A 21,740-nucleotide genomic window follows, 5' to 3' on the forward strand; every position below is an offset into this window, starting at 1 on the left:
ATACCCGGAACACAATGTAGGAGTGAGCCTGCTCGCGATAGCGGTGTGTCAGTCGACTTATCGGTAACTGACAGATCGCTATCGCGAGCAGGCTCACTCCTACAGTTTTTGGTGTTGGCTTCACTTCTTCATTTCAATCCAAGGCTGTTGCGAATGCTCGCTGCGTCACTGATCTTTCTGCTGACCATCACCCTTGTCATCTGGCAACCCAAAGGCCTCGGGGTCGGCTGGAGCGCGACGCTCGGCGCGGTGCTGGCCCTGATTTTCGGCGTTGTGCACCTGAGCGACATTCCGCTGGTGTGGCAGATCATCTGGAACGCCACCGGCACCTTCGTCGCCCTGATCATCATCAGCCTGTTGCTCGACGAAGCCGGGTTCTTCGCCTGGGCGGCGCTGCATGTGGCGCGTTGGGGGCGGGGCAGCGGACGCAAGTTGTTTGCCTACATGGTGTTGCTCGGTGCGCTGGTGTCGGCGCTGTTCGCCAATGACGGCGCGGCGTTGATCCTCACCCCGATCGTGATCTCGATGCTGCTGGCGCTGCGTTTTTCCCCGGCGGCGACCCTCGCGTTCGTCATGGGCGCCGGTTTCATCGCCGACACCGCGAGCCTGCCGCTGGTGGTGTCGAACCTGGTCAACATCGTTTCGGCGGACTTTTTCCACATCGGCTTCAACCGTTATGCGGCAGTGATGGTGCCGGTCAACTTCGTCAGCGTGGCCGCGACGCTCGGCGTGCTGATGTGGTTCTTCCGCCGCGACATTCCCAAGGCCTACGACCCCGAACAACTCGACCCGCCGCAGACGGCGATCCATGACAAAGCCACGTTCTACGCCGGTTGGGTGGTGCTGGTGATTTTGTTGATCGGCTGCTTTTTCCTCGAGCAGTTGGGCATCCCGATCAGCGCGATCTCGGCGGTCTGCGCGGCGCTGCTGCTGGGGATCGCCGCCCGTGGCCACAAGATCTCCACACGCAAGGTGTTGAAAGAGGCGCCGTGGCAGATCGTGATTTTCTCGCTGGGCATGTATCTGGTGGTCTATGGCCTGCGCAATGCCGGGCTGACCGGCTATCTGGCCGGTTGGCTGGACGTGTTCGCCGGGTACGGCGTGTGGGGCGCGGCGCTGGGCACCGGGGTGCTGACGGCGTTGCTGTCTTCGATCATGAACAACTTGCCGACGGTGTTGATCGGGCTGTTGTCGATTGATGCCAGTCAGGCCAGCGGTGTGGTCAAGGAAGCGATGATCTACGCCAACGTGATCGGCAGCGATCTGGGGCCGAAAATTACCCCGATCGGCAGTCTGGCGACCTTGCTCTGGCTGCATGTGCTGGCGCGCAAGGATATCCGGATTGGTTGGGGGTATTACTTCAAGGTCGGGATCGTGCTGACGGTGCCGGTGTTGTTGGTTACCTTGGCGGCTTTGGCGCTGCGGTTATCCCTTTAGACCGCGCTGGCCTTATCGCTGGCAAGCCAGCTCCCACAGGTTTTGTGGCGTGGCTCAGGAAGCGAGCACACAGAAGATCCCTGTGGGAGCTGGCTTGCCAGCGATGGGGCCGGTGCAAACACCGCAAAATCTCAGGCCTGCCCCGGCACATTCGGCCAAAGATCCGCCACCAGAAACAACCGCTCCGCCTCTTCCCATTCGCCCTGCGCATTCTCGGTCAGGCGCACCAGCAGTTGCGCCGGCGCCAGCGCTTGCAGTTCCTCCAGCCACGCCTGCAATTGCGCGGAACTCCAGGTCTGATCCGCCGGGTAATGCGCCGGCGCCAGCCACGCATGGCGGGGCAGGGGTTGCCAGCGGCCGGCCGGGCGCTGGGCGACGAACGCTTTCCAGTCCTTCTGATGCAGCCAACTGCCGCGCAGGTGCTGCGGATGCGCGCCTTGCGGTGGTTCGGCCTGGCCGGGCCACGGATACAACAGGTATCCGCCGAGCCACAGTTGTGCACTGAACACTTCGATGTCCAGCGTGGCCAGCGCGGCGCGGCTTTCCGGGCGCGCCGAGATCGGCAGTTGATGTTCGGCCAGATGCGCCAACTTGCGGTCCAGCCGATCATGGCAGCCAGGCCCCAGCCACTGCGCCGGATCGTGGCCGTTGCCCTCCTGCGGGCCGAGGTAGAGCTTGATCGCCAGCTCCAGGTGATGCACGCCGTCGCGGTCGCGCAGCAGCATGTCGAGTTCGCCGAGGGTGTGGCCTTCACGGCGGATCGGCAGGTTGGCGGCAATCAGCTCGATGCCCGGCGCATGCTGCACCGCAAACTGCCACAACCGCTCGTAATACAGGCCCAGCCGCCGAGTGCGCGCCTGCGCCAGCCAGTGCAACAAGCCATAACTGTCACGATCGAGTTGCCGCAGCCAGTGTTCCAGGCGCGCGGGATCGCTCACCCAGTCGCTGCCGGCCAGCGGATGGCGCTGCGGCCATGGCGTCACGGCCAGCATCGGTGGGGCGAGAATCACCCACGCCAGGTCACGCACTTCCGGATGGCGTAATTGGTGTGGCAGCTGGAGCAAGTCGGGAAACAGGATCATCCTGCGAGCATAGCCTTAAACGCGGGCGCACCCTTGAGGCTGAAAGGATTTTGTCTATCGCGGGCTTTCGCCCATAATCGGGTTTTTCGCGTTTTCGATTGTCCGCAGAGGTCCCATGGAGCAATTTCGTAATATCGGCATCATCGGTCGCCTGGGCAGTTCCCAGGTGCTGGATACCGTCCGCCGACTGAAACGCTTTCTGCTCGATCGTCACCTGCACGTGATTCTCGAAGACACCATCGCCGAAGTTCTGCCGGGTCATGGCTTGCAAACCTCGTCACGCAAGATGCTCGGCGAAGTCTGCGACATGGTCATCGTCGTCGGCGGTGACGGCAGCCTGCTCGGCGCCGCGCGGGCGCTGGCCAAGCACAACATTCCGGTGCTGGGGATCAACCGTGGCAGCCTCGGTTTTCTCACCGATATTCGCCCCGATGAACTGGAAGTCGAAGTGGCCAAGGTGCTCGACGGCCATTATCTGGTGGAAAACCGCTTCCTGCTGCAAGCCGAAGTGCGCCGGCATGCCGAGGCCATCGGCCAGGGCGATGCGCTGAACGACGTGGTGCTGCACCCGGGCAAATCGACGCGGATGATCGAGTTCGAGCTGTACATCGACGGCCAGTTCGTCTGCAGCCAAAAAGCCGACGGCCTGATCGTCGCCACCCCGACCGGTTCCACCGCCTACGCGCTGTCGGCCGGCGGGCCGATCATGCATCCCAAGCTCGATGCCATTGTGATCGTGCCGATGTACCCCCATATGTTGTCGAGCCGGCCAATTGTGGTCGATGGCAACAGTGAGCTGAAAATCGTCGTGTCGAAAAACATGCAGATCTACCCGCAGGTCTCCTGCGACGGCCAGAACCACTTCACCTGCGCGCCGGGCGACACCATCACCGTCAGCAAGAAAGCACAGAAGCTGCGGCTGATTCACCCGCTCGACCACAACTACTACGAAGTCTGCCGGACCAAGCTCGGCTGGGGTAGCAAGTTGGGTGGTGGAGGCGACTGATGCTCGATCCCGCGCGCAGTTATGACTTGATTGGTGACGTGCACGGATGCGCCCTGACCCTCGAACACTTGCTTGACCGTCTCGGTTATCACAAGCAGGGCGGGGTCTGGCGGCATCCATCGCGCATGGCCGTGTTCGTCGGCGACATCATCGACCGTGGCCCGCGAATCCGTGAGGCCCTGCACATCGTCCACGACATGGTCGAGGCCGGGCAGGCGCTGTGCATCATGGGCAACCACGAATTCAACGCACTGGGCTGGAGCACGCCGGCGCCTCCGGGCAGCGGCAAGCAGTTCGTCCGAGAGCACACGCCGCGCCATGCGCGTCTGCTCCAGGAAACCCTGACCCAGTTCGAAGGCCACCCCGCGGACTGGCACGATTTCCAGCGCTGGTTCTACCAACTGCCGCTGTTTGTCGACGCCGGACGTTTCCGCGTGGTGCACGCCTGTTGGGATGCCGGACTGATCGAACCGTTGCGCGCGCTGTTCCCCGCTGGCTGCATCGACGAACACTTCCTGCAGGCCTCTGCCGTGCCGGACAGCTTCGCCTGCACCGTGTTCGATCGGCTGTTGCGCGGCACTGACATGCGCCTGCCGGACGGCCTGACCATGACCAGCGGCGACGGTCTGGTGCGTTCGTTCTTCCGCACCAAATTCTGGGAAGACGACCCGAAAACCTACGGCGACATCGTCTTCCAGCCGGATGCATTGCCGGAGCCGGTGGCGCAGAAGCCGCTGACCTCCAGCGAAAAAAACAACCTGCTGCGCTACGGCATCGACGAGCCGTTGCTGTTCGTCGGCCACTACTGGCGCAGCGGCAAACCGGCGCCGATCCGCCCGAACCTCGCGTGTCTCGATTACAGCGCGGTGCTCTACGGCAAACTGGTGGCCTATCGTCTGGATCAGGAAACACGCCTGGATCCGCATAAATTTGTCTGGGTCGATGTCGAGCGGCCGGAGGTGCTGCAATGAGTGCGGTAGCGGTATTGCGTCTGCCGTTGGCGGTGGACCTGAGCGGTTTCGTCAAACTGCTGCAACGGATGCAAGTGCCGCATCGGGTCAGCGAGGAGGCGGGCGAGCAGGTGCTGTGGGCGCCGGCGGAAATCAGCGAGGACGTGCGTTCGCTGTACGAACGCTTCCCGGCCGGTGATCCCGATCAGCAACTGGACATTCCGCCTGAGCCGACCTTCAAGCGTGCGGGCTTCGCCGAACAACTCAAACACGCCAAGGCCACCGGGTTCATCCTGCTGCTGAGCCTGCTGGTCGGCGGCCTGACCTATCTGGGCGACAACCTCGACACCATTCGCTGGCTGACCTTCCTCGACTTCCGCGTGGTCGGCGAGTACATCCAGTTCACGCCGCTGGCCGACAGCCTGGCGGCGGGGCAGTGGTGGCGCCTGTTCACGCCGATGCTGCTGCACTTCGGCATCCTGCACCTGGCCATGAACGGCATGTGGTACTGGGAGCTGGGGCGGCGCATCGAATCGCGTCAGGGCAGCATCAATCTGCTCGGTCTGACCCTGTTGTTCAGCCTGGTGTCGAACTACGCGCAGTTTGCCTGGAGTGGCCCGAGCCTGTTCGGTGGCCTGTCCGGCGTACTCTACGGTTTGCTTGGCCACTGCTGGATTTTCCAGTTGCTGGCGCCGAACCCGGCGTATCGCCTGCCGCGTGGCGTGCTGGTGATGATGCTGGTGTGGCTGGTGATTTGCATGTCCGGGCTGGTCTCGATGATCGGTTTCGGCCAGATCGCCAATGCCGCGCACGTCAGCGGCTTACTCATCGGATGCTTCACCGGTCTGTTGGGTGGTTTGTATAACCGCCGTAAACTGGCCGCCTAAAATTTTCAGTGAATAAAGAGCACGGAGACCCTGATGTCCTCTTTTAACGACATGATCAACAACATCACCCCGGACCTCTACGAGAGCCTGAAACTGGCCGTGGAAATCGGCAAGTGGTCCGACGGCGGCAAACTCACCGCCGAACAGCGCGAGCTGTCGCTGCAGGCGATGATCGCCTGGGAAATCCAGAACCTGCCTGAAGACCAGCGCACCGGTTACATGGGCCCGCAGGAATGTGCGTCGAAGTCGATCGAAGTGCCGAACATCCTGTTCAAGTCGGATGCCATCCATTGATCGAGATTGGCCGCGGTGCAATCAGCAAAATGTCGGCGCGCCTGGACGGGCCGAATGTGCAATACGCGTTTCGTCTGGATGACGTCGAGGTGCCGGTCAATCCCATGATCGGCACCACGGTGCGTCTGGAGTATCTTGGGGCGATCCACTGCACCCATTGCGGGCGCAAGACCAAAACCAGTTTCAGTCAGGGTTACTGCTACCCGTGCATGACCAAACTGGCGCAGTGCGACCTGTGCATCATGAGTCCGGAACGCTGCCACTTCGACGCCGGCACCTGCCGCGACCCGGTGTGGGGCCAGCAGTTCTGCATGACCGATCACGTGGTGTATCTGGCCAACTCGTCGGGGATCAAGGTCGGCATCACGCGCGCCACGCAACTGCCGACCCGCTGGCTCGATCAGGGCGCGAGTCAGGCGCTGCCGATCATGCGCGTATCGACGCGCCAGCAGTCGGGCTTCGTCGAAGACCTGTTCCGCAGTCAGGTGGCCGACAAGACCAACTGGCGCGCCTTGCTCAAGGGCGATGCGGCGGCGGTGGACCTGGCGCAAGTGCGCGATCAACTGTTTGAAAGCTGCGCCGAGGGCTTGCAAGGCCTGCAACAGCGATTCGGCCTACAAGCCATTCAGACAATTGCTGATGTAGAACCTCTCGAAATCCGCTATCCGGTCGAGCAATACCCGGCCAAAATCGTCAGCTTCAACCTGGACAAGAACCCGATTGCCGAAGGCACGCTGCTGGGAATCAAGGGGCAGTACCTGATTTTTGACACCGGCGTGATCAACATTCGTAAATACACGGCCTATCAACTCGCCGTGCATCAATAAGGATTCCAGCATGCGCACCGAACAACCGAAGATGATTTACCTGAAGGACTATCAGGCGCCCGAGTACCTGATCGACGAGACGCACCTGACCTTCGAGCTGTTCGAGGACCACAGCGTGGTCCACGCGCAACTGGTGATGCGCCGCAACCCGGAGCGTGGCCCGGGCCTGCCGCCGCTGGTGCTCGACGGCCAGCAGTTGGAGCTGCTGTCGGTGACCCTGGCCGACCAGGAACTGAGCGCCGGCGATTATCAGCTGAGCGAAAACACCCTGACCCTGCAACCGGCCAGCGCCAGCTTCACGGTCGATACCAGCGTCAGGATCCACCCGGAAACCAACACTGCGCTGGAAGGCCTGTACAAGTCCGGCACGATGTTCTGCACCCAGTGCGAGGCTGAAGGCTTCCGCAAGATCACCTATTACCTCGACCGCCCGGACGTGATGAGCAAGTTCACCACCACGGTGGTCGCCGAGCAGCATCGCTATCCGGTGCTGCTGTCCAACGGCAACCCGATTGCCTCGGGCCCTGGCGAAGATGGCCGGCACTGGGCGACCTGGGAAGACCCGTTCATGAAGCCGGCGTACCTGTTTGCACTGGTGGCCGGTGACCTGTGGTGCGTCGAAGACTCCTTCACCACCATGACCAATCGCAATGTCGCGCTGCGCATCTACGTCGAGCCGGAAAACATCGACAAGTGCCAGCACGCGATGAACAGCCTGAAGAAGTCGATGCGCTGGGACGAAGAGGTCTACGGTCGCGAGTACGATCTGGACATCTTCATGATTGTCGCGGTCAACGACTTCAACATGGGCGCGATGGAGAACAAGGGTCTCAACATCTTCAACTCCAGCGCCGTGCTGGCCCGCGCTGAAACCGCCACCGACGCCGCGCACCAGCGGGTCGAGGCGATCGTCGCCCACGAATACTTCCACAACTGGTCGGGCAACCGCGTGACCTGCCGCGACTGGTTCCAGCTGTCGCTCAAGGAAGGCTTCACCGTATTCCGCGACGCCGGTTTCTCCTCGGACATGAACTCGGCCACGGTCAAGCGCATTCAGGACGTGGCGTACCTGCGTACCCACCAGTTCGCCGAAGATGCAGGTCCCATGGCGCACGCGGTGCGTCCGGACAGCTTCATCGAGATTTCCAACTTCTACACCCTGACCGTGTACGAAAAAGGCTCGGAAGTGGTCGGCATGATCCACACCCTGCTGGGCGCCGACGGCTTCCGCAAGGGCAGTGACCTGTACTTTGAACGCCACGACGGCCAGGCCGTGACCTGCGACGATTTCATCAAGGCCATGGAAGACGCCAACGGTGTCGACCTGACCCAGTTCAAACGCTGGTACAGCCAGGCCGGCACACCGCGTCTGGCGGTCAGCGAGTCCTACGACGCCGCGGCGAAAACCTACAGCCTGACCTTCCGTCAGAGCTGCCCGGAAACCCCGGACAAGGTTGAAAAACTGCCGTTCGTGATCCCGGTCGAACTCGGTCTGCTCGACAGCAAAGGCAACGAGATTGCCCTGCGTCTGGCTGGCGAAGCATCGGCCCAGGGCACCAGCCGCGTGATCTCGGTGATCGAAGCCGAGCAGACCTTCACCTTCGTCGACATCGCTGAACAGCCGCTGCCATCGTTGCTCCGTGGTTTTTCCGCACCGGTAAAACTGAGCTTCCCGTACAACCGCGACCAGTTGATGTTCCTGATGCAGCACGACAGCGACGGCTTCAACCGCTGGGATGCCGGTCAGCAACTGTCGGTGCAGGTGCTGCAAGAGCTGATCGCCCAGCAGCAGAAGGGCGAGAGCCTGGTGCTCGATCCGCGTCTGATCTCGGCGCTGAAAACCGTGCTGTCCGACGAGACGCTGGATCAGGCCATGGTCGCCGAAATGCTCTCGCTACCGAGCGAAGCGTATCTGACCGAAATCAGCGAGGTGGCGGATGTCGAGGCGATCCACACCGCTCGCGAGTTTGCCCGCAAGCAACTGGCGGACAACCTGTTCGAAGCGCTGTGGCTGCGTTATCAGGCTAACCGCGACCTGTCGAAGCAGACGCCGTATGTGGCCGAAGCCGAGCACTTCGCCCGTCGCGCGCTGCAGAACATTGCGCTGTCGTACCTGATGTTGAGCGGCAAGCCGGAAGTGCTGGCCGCTACGCAGGAACAGTTCGAAAACAGCGACAATATGACCGAGCGCCTGACCGCACTGGCGGTACTGGTCAACTCGCCGTTCGACGAGCAGAAAGCCGTGGCGCTGGCGAGTTTCGCCGAGCACTTCAAGGACAACCCGCTGGTCATGGATCAGTGGTTCAGCGTGCAGGCCGGCAGCACGCTGCCGGGCGGTCTGGAACGCGTGAAAGCCTTGATGCAGCACCCGGCGTTCAACATCAAGAACCCGAACAAGGTGCGTGCACTGGTCGGTGCATTTGCCGGGCAGAACCTGATCAACTTCCACGCCGCCGACGGTTCGGGCTACCGCTTCCTCGCGGATCTGGTGATCGAGCTGAACGGCTTCAACCCGCAGATCGCCTCGCGCCAACTGGCGCCGCTGACCCGCTGGCGTAAATACGACAGCGCCCGTCAGGCGTTGATGAAGGCTGAGCTGGAGCGGATTCTGGCTTCGGGGCAGTTGTCGAGCGATGTTTACGAAGTGGTCAGCAAAAGCCTGGCGTAACGCATAACGACGTGTGGGAGCGGGCTTGCTCGCGAAAGCGGTGTATCAGACACGCAGATGTCGACTGGTACACCGCATTCGCGAGCAAGCCCGCTCCCACAGTTTTTTGCGTCGTGCACAAACCCCTGTAGGAGCTGTCGAGTGCAACGAGGCTGCGATCTTTTGATTCTGGTTGTTTGAATCAAGGTCAAAAGATCGCAGCGTGCCGCAGCTCCTACAGGCTATTTCAGGTCGAATCGATCCAGATCCATCACTTTCGCCCACGCCGCCACGAAGTCTTTGACGAACTGTTCCTTCGCGTCAGAACTCGCATACACCTCGGCCAGCGCACGCAGTATCGCGTTGGAACCAAACACCAGATCGACCCGCGTCGCCGTCCATTTCACGCTGCCGGTTTTGCGGTCGCGTCCTTCGAACTCGTCCGCGGCCCCCGAGGTCGGCTTCCACTCCACGCCCATGTCCAGCAGGTTGGTGAAGAAGTCGTTGCTCAGCGTTTCCGTACGCGAGGTGAACACGCCATGTCGGCTTTGCCCGACGTTCGCCCCCAATACCCGCAGACCACCGACCAGCACGGTCATTTCCGGAGCGGAGAGGGTCAGCAGTTGCGCCTTGTCGATCAGCAGCGCTTCGGCGGAAACGGTGTATTTGCCTTTGCTGTAGTTACGGAAACCATCGGCAATCGGCTCAAGGAAGCCGAACGACTCGACGTCGGTTTGCTCCTGAGTCGCATCGGTGCGGCCTGGATTGAACGGCACAGAGACCGAGTGCCCGGCGTTTTTCGCCGCTTGCTCGACCCCGGCGTTACCCGCCAGCACGATCAGATCCGCCAGCGACACTTTCTTCCCGGATGAGCCGGCGTTGAACTCGTTCTGAATGCCCTCAAGGGTCTTCAGCACCTTGTCCAGTTGCTCCGGCTGGTTGGCCTGCCAGAATTTCTGCGGGGCCAGACGCAGACGCCCGCCGTTGGCGCCGCCGCGTTTATCCGAACCACGGAAGGTTGATGCGGCGGCCCATGCCGTCGAAACCAGCTCCGAGACGGAAAGCCCCGACGCCAGCACTTTGCTTTTCAGCGCCGTCGCATCGTTGCTGTCGATCAGCGGGTGAGTGGCTTCAGGAATCGGGTCCTGCCACAGCAGTTCTTCGTTCGGCAGCTCCGGGCCGAGGTAGCGCGACAGCGGGCCCATGTCACGGTGGATCAGCTTGTACCAGGCGCGGGCGAAGGCGTCCGCCAGTTGATCCGGGTTGGCCAGGAAGCGTCGGGCGATCGGCTCGTAGATCGGGTCGAAGCGCAGCGCCAGGTCGGAGGTGAGCATGGTCGGCGAGAGCTTTTTGCTCGGATCGTGCGCATGGGGAACGGTGCCGGCCCCGGCGCCGTTTTTTGGTTTCCATTGGTGCGCACCGGCCGGGCTTTTGAACAGTTCCCACTCGAAACCGAACAGGTTTTCCAGGTAGTTGTTGCTCCACTGGGTCGGGGTGGTGGTCCAGGTCACTTCCAGGCCGCTGGTGATGGTGTCGGCGCCTTTGCCGGTGCCGAACGCGTTGCGCCAGCCGAGGCCTTGTTCTTCCAGGCCGGCCGCTTCCGGCTCAGGCCCGACATTGTCGGCAGGGCCGGCACCGTGGGTCTTGCCGAAGGCGTGACCGCCAGCGATCAGCGCCACGGTTTCTTCGTCGTTCATCGCCATGCGGCCGAAGGTTTCGCGGATGTCGCGACCCGAAGCCACCGGATCCGGGTTGCCCTCGGGGCCTTCCGGGTTCACATAAATCAGGCCCATCTGCACTGCGGCGAGCGGGTTTTCCAGGTTGCGTTCGCCCTGATCGGTGCGGCTTTGCTCTTTGCCGTGCAAGTCCGGCTCGGCCACCAGCGTGCCGTCACCGGGTTCCTGCATGGCCGATTTGTCTTTGCCGTAGCGGCTGTCGCCACCGAGCCATTCGTGTTCCGAACCCCAATAAACGTCTTCGTCCGGTTCCCAGACATCGGGACGTCCGCCGGAGAAGCCGAAAGTCTTGAAGCCCATGGATTCCAGCGCGACGTTGCCGGTGAGCACGATCAGGTCGGCCCAGGAAATATTGCGCCCGTATTTCTGTTTGATCGGCCATAGCAGGCGGCGGGCCTTGTCGAGGCTGACGTTGTCCGGCCAGCTGTTGAGCGGTGCGAATCGCTGTTGCCCGGAGCCGGCGCCACCGCGGCCATCGGCGGTGCGATAGGTGCCGGCGCTGTGCCAGGCCATGCGGATGAACAGCGGGCCGTAGTGGCCGAAGTCGGCGGGCCACCAGTCCTGCGAATCGGTCATCAGCGCGCGCAGGTCTTGTTTCACGGCCTGAAAGTCCAGGCTCTTGAAGGCTTTGGCGTAGTCGAAGTCCTTGCCCAGTGGATCGGACTTGGGCGAGTGCTGGCTGAGGATCTTCAGGTTCAGTTGATTCGGCCACCAGTCACGGTTCGTCGTACCACCACCGGCGGCGTGGTTGAACGGGCATTTCGATTCGTTTGCCATGTTCGAGTCCTTATCAGGTCTTGTGTGGCCGGCTCGTGCCGACTTCGGACTAGTAAGGCTAGACCCGACTTGGGTAGTCAGCTAATAGGCCGACTATTGGAGGCTGATAGGCGCAGTCTTTCAGCGGTTTTTTGCTGTTGCGCAGGCAGCCTGACTCGCTGATTCGAAGCTGAAATCCGCGTGCTTGAGCGCTTGCTGCAAAACGAATTGGAAGAATCGTGATGACAGAAAGAAATGTTATTGTATAACATAAAAAAGATTTCATTCTGTTTCTGCCGGTGTTATTTGCCAATCACCGGCAGCGATTCCTCACTTTTCTGCTCACGGAAGTTCTGAAATGCCTGCCCGTTCCCAACCCCTTCAACGACGCCTGACTCCTCTGGCTGCCGCGCTGCTGATCGCCTCTCCAGTGTTCGCCGCCGAACCGCTCGAACTGCAACCGCAAGTCATCACCGGCAACCCTTTGGGCAGCCAGACCCTGGCATCACCCTCAACCGTGCTCAGCGGCGACGACCTTACGTTGCAGCAGAAGGGCAGCCTCGGCGAGACGCTGAACAAGCAGCCCGGCGTGTCCTCGTCATACTTCGGCCCCGGCGCGAGTCGACCGATCATTCGCGGTCAGGACGGTGATCGCATTCGCATCCTGCGTAACGGCGTCGGCGCGCTGGATGCCTCGTCACTGTCCTACGACCACGCGGTGCCGCTGGACCCAGTCAACGTCGAGCGCATTGAAATCGTCCGTGGCCCGGCAGCGTTGCTGTATGGCGGCAGTGCGATTGGCGGGGTGATCAACACCTTCGATAACCGCATCCCCACCGAAGCCATCGATGGCATTCAAGGTGCGGGCGAGTTGCGGTACGGCGGTGCCGACACCACCCGCAGCAGCGCCGGGAAACTGGAGGCCGGCAACGGTCAGTTCGCCTTGCACCTGGACGCCAGCGCCCGGGAATTCAATGACCTGAAAATCCCCGGTTACGCCAAGACCGGCGCGGCACGCGCCAACGACGACGGCGACTCGCGCAAGCATCGACTGGCCAACAGCGACGGTCGTCAGGACGGTGGCGCCGTCGGCGGTTCCTACACCTGGGATGACGGTTACGCCGGTCTGTCCTACAGTAATTACGATTCGAACTACGGCTCACCCGCCGAAGACGATGTGCGCATTCGCATGCAGCAGGAGCACTACGCGTTCGCCTCGGAAATGCGCAATCTCGACGGGCCGTTCAGCTCGGTCAAACTCGACGCCGGCTACACCGATTATCAGCATCGGGAAATCGAGGGCGGTGAAGTCGGCACCACGTTCAAGAACAAGGGCTACGAAGCGCGGATCGAGGCTCGGCATCAACCGTTCGGCCCGTTCAACGGGGTGATCGGCGCTCAGGTCAGCCGCAACGAGTTCTCGGCACTGGGCGAAGAAGCTTTTGTGCCGCACACCGATACCGACGCCGGCGCACTGTTCATTCTGGAAGAGTTGCAAGCCACCGAGCGCCTGCTGTTCACCCTTGGCGGCCGATTGGAACACACCACGGTCGACCCGGACGCCAAAGGCAACGAGCGCTTCGCCAATGCCGACCGCTCCAGCCGTTTCACCGCCGGCAGCCTGTCGTCTGGCGCGGTGTACACGCTGACGCCGGTCTGGTCGGTCGCCGCGACACTGGGCTACACCGAGCGCGCGCCGACTTTCTATGAGTTGTACGCCAACGGCGCCCACGTCGCGACCGGCACCTATGAAGTCGGTGATGCCGGGCTGTCGAAAGAAAAAGCCGTGTCCAGCGACCTCGCGCTGCGTTTCGACAACGGCACGCACAAAGGCAGCGTCGGCGTGTTCTACAGCCACTTTTCCAACTACATCGGCTTGCTCGGCACTGGCCGCACCCTGAATGACGAAGGCGAAGAGGATGGCGGCGGGATTCCCGAATACACCTACTCGGGCGTGCGTGCACGTTTCAGCGGCATCGAGGCGCAGGATCGCTGGACCCTTGGTGAAAATGCCTACGGTAAGTTCGCGCTGGAGCTGTCGGGTGATTACACCCGCGCCAAGAATCTCGACAACGGCCAGGACCTGCCGCGCATTGCGCCATTGCGCTTGAACAGCGGTTTGTTGTGGGAACTGGATCGCTGGCAGGCACGGATCGATATCGAGCACGCCAGCTCGCAGCATCGTGTGCCGACCAATGAAAGCAGCACCGATGGGTACACCACGCTGGGGGCGAATGTGGGGTACCACTTCGATGTCGGCCAGAGCAAATGGCTGGCCTTCGTCAACGCCGAGAACCTGACCAACCAGACCGTGCGTTACGCCAGCTCGATCCTGCGCGATATTGCACCGGCAGAAGGGCGCAGCATTCAGGTGGGGTTGCGCACGACGTTCTGATAGTCCCTCGCCCCCCTGTAGGAGCTGCCGAAGGCTGCAATCTTTTGATCTTGATCTTGATCTTGAAAAAACAAAATCAAAAGATCGTCCGAACGCGGCCCGAGCCTGCGGCAGCTCCTACACGGGGGGGCTTCAGCTCGATTGCGCAGTCTCATCATCCGGCAACGCATCCAGCGGATCTTCCTGCCCCGGCAACTCGGTGATCACGCTGAAATCCGTGACCTCGACCGCGCCCAATCCATAACCCAGCAAGTGGAAGGAAAAGGCTTTGCGCTGCTGCGGGTTGTCGAAGCTGAAATCCATCTCCAGCGGCTGATCGGCCGTGGCGACCATCTCGGTCGGCAGGCCCAGTTGCACGTCCTGTTCGAACTCCTTGGCCTTGAGCTGAATGTACGCCGCCTGCTGCGGATCCACCGAGCGCACGGTCAGGCGCACTCGGGTGTGCGAGCCCTTGGGCATTTCCAGGTATTGCGCACCGATCAGGTTGTCGGCCCAGTCGTCCTTGATCTGCGCCTGCAGCGGGATCACGTTGTTGCTGCCGAACTGGTAACGCTGATTGAGTGGGGTGCGCAACAGTGACAGGTCCAGCGCCATCGCTCGTGCGGCTATCTGGCGGGCCTGCTGGCTGCTTTCATTGCCTTTGAGGGTGGCGCGCTCGGCAATGAAACCGGCACTTTCGTAGTATCGGCAACGGCGCGGCATGTCGCACTCGGAGAAGATTCCCTGACCGTTGTGGTAGCGCAGCTTGCCGTTGGTGTAAGACATGATTTCGCGCCCGCTGTCGTAGTCGCGAAACAGCGAACGGCCGCTCAGCGCCGACGGCACCGGCAGATCGAAATAGTCGAGGATCGACGCGCTCAGATCGACATGACCGTACACCCCGGCATTCAGTCGCGGCAGTTGTTCGTGTTCCGGGGCCAGCGTCAGGTTGAAGCCCCACGACGACGCCAGACGCACGCCGTCAATGCCGTGGGATTCGTCCGAGGTGATCACCACCAGCGTGTCCTTGAGCACGCCTCGGCGTTCGAGACCGCTGAGGAACTGCTCCAGCGCATCGTCGAGGTAACCGACGGCAGCCTGTTTCGGCGTCTCGTAGCGCGCCAGATATTCTTCCTGTGCGGAGTAGGGCTGGTGGGTGCCGACGGTGAGCAGGGTGAGCATCCACGGTTTTTTCTGCTTCTTCAGTTGGCCCACGTAATCCAGCGCGCCCTCGAAGAACGCCTTGTCATCCTTGCCCCACGGGAACTCCAGATAGTTGGCGTTGCTGAACCATTCCAGACCATGGGTCGCATCGAAACCGATGTGCGGCATGATCTTGTCTTTGGCCATGAAGCGCAGACCGGCACCTTGCAGATAGTGGGTACTGAAGCCGTTCTGCCGCAGTTGCGCCGGCAGGCAGGCCTGATTGCGCTCGTGCTGAGTGAGCATTTCCACGCCTTTGGGCGTGCCGTTGTTGAGCTTGTCGTAATCGCCACAAAGCATGGCGTACAGGCCGCGAATGGTCTGGTGCGTATGCAGCACGTAATCCGGAGTGTTCATGCCGCGCTCGGCCCAGCGGCTGAGGTTAGGCATCAGGTCTTCCTGATAATGGCTGCCGATGGCCTCGCGATTGGCGCGGATGTAAGCGCCAGGAATGCCTTCCAGGGCGATGATCAGTACGTTGCGCGCCTGGCCCGGCGCGGTCAGCAGCTTGTGGCCATTGAGATCCAGATCGGTCAGCCCGGCCATCTGTGGCGCGGCGGGTTCGACGTCACCGTCCAGCCATTCCTCGGCCTGCAACTGCAGATCGGCGACTTGTGAGGCGAGCAATTGATGCGGCAGGTTGTACATGCGCCATGGGTCTTCCTCGCTCGGCCACTGGTTTTGCACGGCCCAATGCGCGGCGAACAGCAGCGCGGGTGCGGCCCACACGGCACGGGGCAGGGCAGCAGCGGGTTGCGCGCGATTGGCGAAACGCGTCAGCAACCACAGCAGCAGCGCCAGCAACAGGGCCACGCCCAGCGCCGGATGAGCGAAACCGCCACCGGTGGAGTTTTCCACGAACTGCGGGTCAATCAGGTAATGCAGGTCGGCAGGATTCGGCAGCCGGCCGACAGCGCTGACCAACTCGGTCGTCGCCACCGCCAGCAATCCCCAGAACAGCAGCAACGGCAACGCCAGCCACCACGCGCGGCGATGCAGCAACAGCACCAGCAAACTGCCAATCGCCAGGTCGGACAAATAGCCCAGCGGCGACGACCAGCCCAACGCCGCGCGCAGGCACACCGGCACGATCAGCACCAGCAGAATCAAGGAGAACAGGCGGGCATGCGGCTGCCGCAACCAACGCAAAAGAACGCTCACAAAAAAAGACCTTCCAGCCATCAAACCGTCATAAAAGTGTGCGCGATGATACCAAGGGTGGGCTGTCTGATCGCCCTTTTAAACGCCTGGCTGATCTGCTCGCGCAGGCGCGGTAAAAGCGTTGAGGCCGTGACCGGCGTTCGTGTCAGCCCGATAGCGGCGGATGGGCGGGCTGCTATCGACGGCTGATTTATTGTTTCAGGCTGTTTAAGGAAGCCGCCCGCACTGTATGAAAGCCACACCACGACGGCAGCGGGAATCGAAGAAGCGCATGGCGATGCCGGCAGCTGACAACTCTGAGGCATCGCCCACCGTCAGCCAATTCGGCGCTCAGTTCAAACCGTCGTCGAAGATGCTTTCAATCGGTAACTCGAACGCCCGGGCAATCTGAAACGCCAGTGGCAGGCTAGGGTCATAACGCTCGTTTTCGATGGCGTTGATCGTCTGGCGCGACACCTTGAGGCGTTCAGCCAGATCGACCTGCGACCAGTTGCGCTCGGCGCGGAGTGCCTTGAGGCGATTTTTCATTGGTAGCGACGTCGCGCGATTTGCAGGCCGAGAATCCACATGGCGCCCATCACGGGCCACACGCAAGTCCACGGTATGTGTGGGGCGCCGACGTTTTCCAGAAAACCGTAACTGAAGGTCAGCAGCGCCGAGGCGGCGAAGGCAAATCCCAGCGCTTCGAACTGTATACGCAGATGCATTTCGTCCATGCGCCGCATGTTGCGCACGATGCTCCAGCACATCAATCCTGCCGGGATAATCGGTGTCAGCGCGACGGCTGAACGCAGAATCATGTTGGCATCCGTCAGGTATTGCGTAGCGATCACTGAGGCCGTCAACACCAGCATATAGAGGATCAACGCCGCGCCCATTTCAAGGTAGTACCGGTTCATTCTTCAACTTCCTATGTAAAAGACCCTTTACATACTTGCTAAGATTTTTCCTTATGTAAAGCAGGCTTTCCATAAACCTCGACCGGGTTGTTTCTGGACAGCCTGATGGCCACTCAGTAGCATTCGCGCTCAACGGAATTTCCCTCAACACGTCGTCCGACGTGAAATTCTCAAGGAATTGACATGCGCGAGACCCCCACTGGCGAACAGCGAACGATCGTGACCATGGTCAACGGCGAGATTCATCGCGAAACCCAGATCAGTTTCAGTTCGGTGTCGGTCGTCAATGGCGAAGTTCGGGTGCATACCGCTGATGGCAATCGAATAGACGTTCAGGTGCCCGGCGCGGACGTTTCCCTGCGCTTCGATCTGAACGGGGTGCAACCCATATCGGTGGCGCAAGCGCCGCCGGTTGAAAAGGTGCCTGTCGACGCCAGCCTGAAGCTGTTCACCTGGAAATCCGTGCTGATTACCCTCGGGCTGTGGACGGTGGTCAATATGATCACCGGTTGGCTGGGGTTCTTCGCGGCGGCCGGCTATCTCGGTTATCGCTGGAGTCAGGTGTTGAAGCGCAAGCAGCAGTTAGCGGCGGCGCCAGTGGAGAAAGCTGCGGAGGCTTCGCGCTCGGGGATGTCGAGGGAAAGCGTGCGCAACGCACTGGCCCGCAAGCGCGGCTGACATGCGCGATAAAAAAGGGGCGACCTGATCATCGATCAGGCCGCCCCTTTTTATTGCCGCCAAGTCAGATCAATGCATCTTGCTGTGATCGTGACCTTCCATGTGCGTCAGCGCACGGACTTCAGCTTTGACTTCGACGGTTTCCTTCTCGCCCTTGGCGTTTTCCACGGTCAGGGTCAGCGGCACGCTTTCGCCTTCCTTGAGCTGGCCGGTCAGGCCCATCAGCATCACGTGGTAGCCGTTCGGGTCAAAGGTGACGGCTTTGCCGGCTGGCAGGTCGACCGATTTGACCGGACCCATGCTCATCACGTCGTTCTTCATCGACATTTCGTGGATCTGCACATCTTTGGCCACCGGCGAGGCAACGCTCAGCAGTTTGCTGTCGCTGTCAGCGGTGACGGTCATGAACGCACCGCTGGCCGATTGGGTCGGCACGGTCGCACGCACCCAGGCATCGTCGACCTTGGTCTGAGCGCTGGCCTGAAAAGCCAGGCCCAGCAGGGACAGGGCGAAAACGGCGCGTTTGATGTTGTTCAAAACGGGGTGCATCAGCAGACCTCCATAACGGTGAGCAAATCTTCCGTGCACTCTTGTGCCGAAAGCGATACAGACAGACCCATGCGCAGCTGGCCGCGCGAGTCATAGACGTAACTGGTGGACGTGTGGGAGATGGTGTAGGTGTCGCCCGCCGGCACCTTCTCGAAGAACACGTCGAATTCCTTGGCGGTGGCCCGGGTTTCTTCCAGCGTGCCGTACAGCGCGACGAAGCTCGGGTCGAAGGCTTTGACGTAGGCGTCGAGGATCTGCGGCGTGTCGCGTTCCGGATCGAGGGTGATGAAGATCACCTGCAGACGGTCGCCGTCCTTGCCCATCAGCTTCTTGATTTGTGCGGCGCGGGCGAGGGTGGTCGGGCACACCGCCGGGCATTGGGTGAAGCCGAAAAAGATCATCGGCATCATCCCGCGAAAGCTCGACAGCGTCATGGTTTCGCCGTCGGTGTTCTTCAGCTTGAAGGTGCGTCCGAGGATCTTGTCACTCAGGTCCTTGCCGTACTTGTACGACAGTTGGCCACGAGTGTCGCAGCCGGCGAGCAGGCCCAGGCCCAGCACGCCCATTCCCGCAAGCACCTTGCGGCGAGTCAACAAAGCCGTCATCTAATACCGCCTTTTGCAGCCCGTCAGTCGGCAGGACTGGCGGGGGGTTAACCGTAAAAGCGGCGCATGATACCAAACTGACGGCAGACGCCGGTCACGGATCGCCGCGCGGCGCCGGATCGGGCGACAAAAGGTGTAAGAAAAAGTGACGAGTGACTACTGAACACTGGCCTCATCGGCCCGCCAGCCGCCGCCCAGCGCGGTGTACAGGTTGACCTCGGCAACCAGCTGCGCAAGACGATCAGTGATCAGCCCCTGCTGGGAACTGAACAGCGAACGCTGTGCATCGAGAAACGTCAGGCTGCTGTCGACGCCATTCTGATAACGGTGTTGCGCCAGGTCGTAGTAGTCCTGAGTGGCCTGCACCAGATCGCGCTGCGCCTGCAATTGCTGCTGATAAGTACTGCGCGCCGCCAGACCGTCGGCGACTTCCTGAAACGCGGTTTGAATCGATTTTTCGTATTCGGCGACCGCCACATCTTTCTGCAATTTCGAATAATCCAGGCTCGCGCGCAGGCTGCCAGCGTTGAAAATCGGCAGGTTGATTTGCGGCTGGAACGTCCAGGCGCCAGAGCCGCCGCTGAACAGCCCGGAGAGATCGCGGCTGGAGGTACCGGCGCTGGCGGTCAGGCTGACACTGGGGAAAAACGCCGCCCGCGCCGCGCCGATATTGGCGTTGGCCGCTTTCAGTTTGTACTCGGCCTGCAGAATGTCCGGGCGACGCTGCAGCAGATCCGAGGGCAAGCCGGCCGGCAGTTGCCGGACCAGATCGCTGGCCAGTGGTTGCGCCGGCAGTTGCTCGGGAACCTGAGCACCGACCAGCAGCGTCAAACTGTTGAGATCCTGCGCCACCTGGCGCTTGTATCGCGCCAGATTGGCTCGCGAACTGTCGACGCTGGTCTGCGCCTGCGCCTGCTCCAGCGCCGAAGACTTGCCGGCGTCACGGTTGCGCGTGGTCAGGCGCAAGCTTTGCTGATCGGCGGCCAGGGTCTGGCGGGTCAGTTCAAGCAGCTCCTGATCGGCGCGCCAGGTCAGGTAGGCATTGGCGACGTTGGCCACCAGACTCAGCTCGGCGCTGCGCCGCGCCTGTTCGGTGGCCAGCCAGGTTTGCAGCGCCTGCTCGCTGAGGCTGCGCACCCGGCCGAAAAAATCCAGCTCATAGGCACTGACACCCAGATTCACCGCATAGGTCGAATTGATCATGGCTTTGCTGCCGGTCACGCTGGGCGGCAGGCGCTGGCGCGACTCGCTGGCATTGGCCGACACCGCCGGCAGCAGATCGGCACGCTGGATCCGGTACTGCGCCTGGAACGCCTCGACGTTCAGCGCCGCCACCCGCAGGTCGCGATTATTGACCAGCGCGCTTTCGATCAACTGTTGCAGCGCCGGGTCGTTGAACAGCGTGCGCCAGTCTTCAGCGCGCGCCGACGCGGGTGTCTGCGTCGGGTAAACGGCGCCTTGCGGGTATTGCGCAGCGCTCGGTGAGGCAGGGCGCTGGTACTCGGGAATCAACGAACAACCGGCCAGCAGGACGGCAAGGGACAGCAGGGAAATGCGCAGCATCGAACGCTCTCATGCAGAAAAAACACGTGCCGGGGACTGCGTCCCCACACCACCATCGAACACCGTTGGACCACGACCGCGCGGTTACGCCCCGGCCATCCAGCGCGCCAGACCATGCCGTCCGCTGACCCCCAATTTGGCGGTCGCACGCTTGAGGTAAGTCTCGACCGAACTGCCCTTGACCCGCAGTTTCTCGGCCAGTTGCGGCACGGTGCCGCCAGTCAGCAGACCCAGACAGACTTCCTTTTCCCGGGCCGACAGGACGATGCCGCCCAGTGCCAGGCGTTCGTCAAACACCTGCGGCAACGGTGCCTGCTCCAGATCGGCCAACGGCAGGCGCGGCTGTTTGGCAACAAATTGCCGACTGAGGTGGGCGTGCCGCTCGATCAGCGGCAGCAGGGTGTCGGACAGGCTTTTGAGAAACGACAGTTCCGGCAGGGAAAACACCCGTTGCGTATGCGGTCGATAGAACGAGATGACACAGCGGCGGTTGGAGGTGCGGGACACCAGATTGCACTGGTGCACGCTGTGCTGCGGATGTTGCGGCTGGAGCGATGCTTTGAGTTGAATCAGCAGGGAGTCATTCATCTCGATCATCTTCTGCAACAACGGATGATCGTCCGGACTCTGCAGCGGGTCCGGTGGCGGGAAGGTCTGCGGCAGACCGGCGCTGCCCAATGCCTTGATTTCGACCACGCTGGCCTGGCGCTCGTCCAGCGTCCACTCGCTGAGATCGACGCGATTGACCGGCACCAGAGTGTCGACCAACTGGAACAGGTTGCTGGCGAAATGATCGTCGCCGGTGCTGGCAATCAGTTCCCCCAGTTGCCAGTAGAAGTGCGGGTTTTCCATGTTGCGAATGCTGCCGGTCAGATTCATATCCTTGTCATCCCTGGTTCCGAGTCATCACCGAGTCGTCCGCTGTTGATGCAAAAGCCGCCCACGCAATCGTCTCTCCTTGAAACTGATCTGGGGCGGGATTTAAGCCTATGGATTTGTCCTACGTCTGTAGGGGAAAACAGGGACACAAAGTGCCATCATTTCCGAATGTTGGCGCCGGGCTTCTGACGCCGTTCGGTACAGGTG

18 protein-coding genes are annotated in these 21,740 nt (G+C 61.5%); 9 read left to right on the plus strand and 9 right to left on the minus strand.

Annotated elements, in window-relative coordinates; genetic code table 11:
• Positions 1-153 precede the first annotated feature (153 nt).
• On the plus strand, positions 154-1,437 hold the full coding sequence (locus ACIOUG_RS05915) for an arsenic transporter (RefSeq protein WP_401063313.1): 1,284 nt from the start codon (positions 154-156) through the stop codon (positions 1,435-1,437).
• Between the two features lie 131 nt (positions 1,438-1,568).
• Here the strand turns inward: ACIOUG_RS05915 and ACIOUG_RS05920 are convergent, their stop codons facing one another.
• A complete protein-coding gene (locus tag ACIOUG_RS05920; protein WP_401063315.1) occupies positions 1,569-2,519 on the minus strand; it encodes a DUF1853 family protein in 951 nt (316 codons plus the stop codon).
• A gap of 115 nt (positions 2,520-2,634) precedes the next feature.
• On the opposite strand from ACIOUG_RS05920, the gene ACIOUG_RS05925 reads away from it, so the two are divergent.
• Genes ACIOUG_RS05925 through pepN form a run of 6 tightly spaced genes read left to right on the plus strand, consistent with a single transcriptional unit; the run spans position 2,635 to position 9,151 of the window.
• Positions 2,635-3,525 carry an NAD(+) kinase gene (locus tag ACIOUG_RS05925; RefSeq protein WP_003224174.1) on the plus strand — a complete coding sequence of 297 codons (891 nt, stop codon included), beginning with the start codon at positions 2,635-2,637 and terminating at the stop codon, positions 3,523-3,525.
• Entirely contained in the window at positions 3,522-4,496 is a 975-nt protein-coding gene (locus tag ACIOUG_RS05930) for a metallophosphoesterase (protein WP_401063450.1), read from the plus strand. The genes ACIOUG_RS05925 and ACIOUG_RS05930 overlap by 4 nt, the downstream gene beginning before the upstream one ends.
• The gene (locus ACIOUG_RS05935) at positions 4,493-5,362 is read left to right on the plus strand and encodes a rhomboid family intramembrane serine protease (RefSeq protein ID WP_401063319.1); all 870 of its coding nucleotides are present in this window, start codon (positions 4,493-4,495) and stop codon (positions 5,360-5,362) included. The genes ACIOUG_RS05930 and ACIOUG_RS05935 overlap by 4 nt, the downstream gene beginning before the upstream one ends.
• Before the next feature lie 33 nt (positions 5,363-5,395).
• The gene (locus ACIOUG_RS05940) at positions 5,396-5,656 is read left to right on the plus strand and encodes a YeaC family protein (RefSeq protein WP_401063322.1); all 261 of its coding nucleotides are present in this window, start codon (positions 5,396-5,398) and stop codon (positions 5,654-5,656) included.
• Positions 5,653-6,483 (plus strand): DUF2797 domain-containing protein, encoded by an 831-nt coding sequence (locus tag ACIOUG_RS05945; RefSeq protein WP_401063325.1) that lies wholly within the window; start codon positions 5,653-5,655, stop codon positions 6,481-6,483. The genes ACIOUG_RS05940 and ACIOUG_RS05945 overlap by 4 nt, the downstream gene beginning before the upstream one ends.
• Positions 6,484-6,493: 10 nt before the next feature.
• Positions 6,494-9,151, plus strand: a complete 2,658-nt coding sequence (pepN, locus tag ACIOUG_RS05950) for an aminopeptidase N (RefSeq protein ID WP_401063327.1) — start codon at positions 6,494-6,496, stop codon at positions 9,149-9,151.
• A gap of 221 nt (positions 9,152-9,372) precedes the next feature.
• Here the strand turns inward: pepN and katG are convergent, their stop codons facing one another.
• Positions 9,373-11,643 carry a catalase/peroxidase HPI gene (katG, locus tag ACIOUG_RS05955; RefSeq protein ID WP_401063328.1) on the minus strand — a complete coding sequence of 757 codons (2,271 nt, stop codon included), beginning with the start codon at positions 11,641-11,643 and terminating at the stop codon, positions 9,373-9,375.
• A gap of 337 nt (positions 11,644-11,980) precedes the next feature.
• Between katG and ACIOUG_RS05960 the strand changes: the two genes are divergently transcribed.
• Positions 11,981-14,017 carry a TonB-dependent receptor gene (locus ACIOUG_RS05960; RefSeq protein WP_401063330.1) on the plus strand — a complete coding sequence of 679 codons (2,037 nt, stop codon included), beginning with the start codon at positions 11,981-11,983 and terminating at the stop codon, positions 14,015-14,017.
• Between the two features lie 132 nt (positions 14,018-14,149).
• Here ACIOUG_RS05960 and ACIOUG_RS05965 read toward each other — a convergent pair whose 3' ends face one another.
• The 3 genes from ACIOUG_RS05965 to ACIOUG_RS05975 form a co-directional block, all read right to left on the minus strand.
• Positions 14,150-16,381, minus strand: coding sequence for an LTA synthase family protein (locus ACIOUG_RS05965; RefSeq protein WP_401063333.1), 2,232 nt, complete (start codon positions 16,379-16,381; stop codon positions 14,150-14,152).
• Between the two features lie 309 nt (positions 16,382-16,690).
• A complete protein-coding gene (locus ACIOUG_RS05970) occupies positions 16,691-16,888 on the minus strand; it encodes a helix-turn-helix transcriptional regulator (RefSeq protein ID WP_003224191.1) in 198 nt (65 codons plus the stop codon).
• Positions 16,885-17,259, minus strand: a complete 375-nt coding sequence (locus ACIOUG_RS05975; protein WP_003224193.1) for a hypothetical protein — start codon at positions 17,257-17,259, stop codon at positions 16,885-16,887. The genes ACIOUG_RS05970 and ACIOUG_RS05975 overlap by 4 nt, the downstream gene beginning before the upstream one ends.
• 183 nt (positions 17,260-17,442) lie before the next feature.
• On the opposite strand from ACIOUG_RS05975, the gene ACIOUG_RS05980 reads away from it, so the two are divergent.
• Positions 17,443-17,937, plus strand: coding sequence for a hypothetical protein (locus tag ACIOUG_RS05980; protein WP_401063336.1), 495 nt, complete (start codon positions 17,443-17,445; stop codon positions 17,935-17,937).
• Between the two features lie 69 nt (positions 17,938-18,006).
• On the opposite strand, the gene ACIOUG_RS05985 is transcribed toward ACIOUG_RS05980, so the two are convergent.
• The 4 genes from ACIOUG_RS05985 to ACIOUG_RS06000 form a co-directional block, all read right to left on the minus strand.
• Positions 18,007-18,486, minus strand: coding sequence for a copper chaperone PCu(A)C (locus ACIOUG_RS05985; RefSeq protein WP_027613130.1), 480 nt, complete (start codon positions 18,484-18,486; stop codon positions 18,007-18,009).
• On the minus strand, positions 18,486-19,091 hold the full coding sequence (locus tag ACIOUG_RS05990; protein ID WP_115987469.1) for an SCO family protein: 606 nt from the start codon (positions 19,089-19,091) through the stop codon (positions 18,486-18,488). Before ACIOUG_RS05990 ends, ACIOUG_RS05985 begins: the two co-directional genes overlap by 1 nt.
• Positions 19,092-19,247: 156 nt before the next feature.
• A complete protein-coding gene (locus ACIOUG_RS05995; protein ID WP_401063339.1) occupies positions 19,248-20,654 on the minus strand; it encodes an efflux transporter outer membrane subunit in 1,407 nt (468 codons plus the stop codon).
• A gap of 84 nt (positions 20,655-20,738) precedes the next feature.
• The gene (locus ACIOUG_RS06000) at positions 20,739-21,533 is read right to left on the minus strand and encodes a helix-turn-helix transcriptional regulator (RefSeq protein WP_401063341.1); all 795 of its coding nucleotides are present in this window, start codon (positions 21,531-21,533) and stop codon (positions 20,739-20,741) included.
• Between the last annotated feature and the right edge of the window lie 207 nt (positions 21,534-21,740).

The organism is Pseudomonas sp. NPDC087803 (assembly GCF_044742995.1).
Taxonomy (GTDB): Bacteria; Pseudomonadota; Gammaproteobacteria; order Pseudomonadales; family Pseudomonadaceae; genus Aquipseudomonas.